1 CRISPR repeat array is annotated in these 2,421 nt (G+C 45.6%).

What is annotated here, in order from left to right:
• Positions 1–395: 395 nt before the first annotated feature.
• Positions 396–2,372: direct repeats of the CRISPR family, unit length 32 nt; unit sequence ATTTCAATCCACGCACCCACGAGGGGTGCGAC.
• Positions 2,373–2,421: the final 49 nt, after the last annotated feature.

Consider the following 2,421-nt stretch of genomic DNA (forward strand, 5'->3'; position numbering starts at 1 on the left):
AAAAAAAATAACTGATACAGTTATAACAATTGTTAGTGTTTTAGCCGACATCCTAACAATAATAATAACAATATATCAGTTATTAATAGTAATCTTTGGGAGCGTGCATTAAGTTGCACATCTCAACTATTTTGTCTAATTATACCATAAAAAGTGAGTGATTGCAATAACTAAATATAAAACAAGCCCTGAGCAGTTAGCTAAAAATAGAATTTCAATCCACTCACCCGTGAAGGGTGCGACGGTGAAGTTTACGACCAGTACGGAGAAGTTATAGATTTCAATCCACGCACCCACCGGGGGGGGGGTGCGACACTTTGAGAGCCTGGACAAGGGCGGCTTGGGTTACATTTCAATCCACGCACCCTCTTGCAGCAGTCGCATTTCGCCGTGTAATTTCAATCCACGCACCCACGGGGGGTGCGACTTAGACAAGTGCCAAAGATTTGGAGAGATGCAGTCCTAATTTCAATCCACGCACCCACGAGGGGTGCGACGAGACACTTATATATTCAATGTTAAATTCGATATTTCAATCCACGCACCCACGAGGGGTGCGACGTTCTGTAAGTTACTGCATCAATAGCTTTTTCTAATATTTCAATCCACGCACCTACGAGGGGTGCGACTTAGGGTCTGATGCCATAGAAAAGGATATGTTTAATTTCAATCCACGCACCCACGAGGGGTGCGACTTGTGTGACTTGTTGAAATCCTCTTTAAATGAATTTCAATTTCAATCCACGCACCCACGAGGGGTGCGACCTTAGATGACAGAGTACAATAACCCATCACATTACCATTTCAATCCACGCACCCACGAGGGGTGCGACTTAGGGTCTGATGCCATAGAAAAGGATATGTTTAATTTCAATCCACGCACCCACGAGGGGTGCGACGGTGGTTAAATGTCAAGAATTGTTAGTACATGGCTCAATTTCAATCCACGCACCCACGAAGGGTGCGACGAGATAAATAATAGTATAAATAAAGCAAATACACAATTTCAATCCACGCACCCACGAAGGGTGCGACTAGTTTTTCAAAAGAACTAAATGAGTTAATACCTATTTCAATCCACGCACCCACGAAGGGTGCGACGGTCCTACAACCAAAATGGCGGGAATAATAGGATTTATTTCAATCCACGCACCCACGAAGGGTGCGACAATATCCTCAAAAGCAATATTAGAATCAACCTTTATTTCAATCCACGCACCCACGAAGGGTGCGACGTTTTACCTTTACTACTATTAATTATTATTCTGCTATTTCAATCCACGCACCCACGAAGGGTGCGACTACAAAGACCTTTGGCAAACATAAAAGCACAAGAATTTCAATCCACGCACCCACGAGGGGTGCGACCTGTTGATGTGTAATCTCCACCGCCACTTTCTGTGATTTCAATCCACGCACCCACGAGGGGTGCGACTACATCCATCGGCGAGGGTGCTTTTAGCTATAATATTTCAATCCACGCACCCACGAGGGGTGCGACGTTACCCAACACATAACATAGTATATGTTAACCTTATTTCAATCCACGCACCCACGAGGGGTGCGACGTTGGCTGCATCTTCTTTTTTGCCACAAGCTGGTAGATTTCAATCCACGCACCCACGAGGGGTGCGACGGGGACTGCAACTATATTTATGCCAGGGATTTTTTATTTCAATCCACGCACCCACGAGGGGTGCGACACAAAAGGCAATCCAAATAGGGGAGTCAATCAAGATTTCAATCCACGCACCCACGAGGGGTGCGACGGCTGCAACTTTACATTTAGCACAAAAACCATCTATTTCAATCCACGCACCCACGAGGGGTGCGACCCTATAAAGAGGATTTTCCATTTTATCAATCTGAATTTCAATCCACGCACCCACGAGGGGTGCGACAAAGAGAAACTGCAAGAACTTACAGGGGTAGCTGTAATTTCAATCCACGCACCCACGAGGGGTGCGACTTGACCTTAAGTATGGCAAGGGTGTCCCAGTAAGTCCAATTTCAATCCACGCACCCACGAGGGGTGCGACATGCTAAACAAGCTGATAAAAATTCTTTTTATAGAATTTCAATCCACGCACCCACGAGGGGTGCGACGGAGTTAAGGTTCCATTTGAAATGGATAGAAATCCATTTCAATCCACGCACCCACGAGGGGTGCGACATCTTTTAAATCATAACCAAGATTTAATAAAGACTATTTCAATCCACGCACCCACGAGGGGTGCGACCAATAATAATATCAGAGTCTATTACGAGGGCATGATTTCAATCCACGCACCCACGAGGGGTGCGACTAAACCAGGCGGCAAGTCAAGCAGCGGTACAGTAATTTCAATCCACGCACCCACGAGGGGTGCGACTTTGCAGTCAGTTGAAAGTAATAAGAGCCGTAGCATTTCAATCCACGCA

The organism is Peptoniphilus grossensis ph5 (genome assembly GCF_000311825.1).
GTDB lineage: Bacteria > Bacillota > Clostridia > Tissierellales > Peptoniphilaceae > Peptoniphilus_A > Peptoniphilus_A hominis.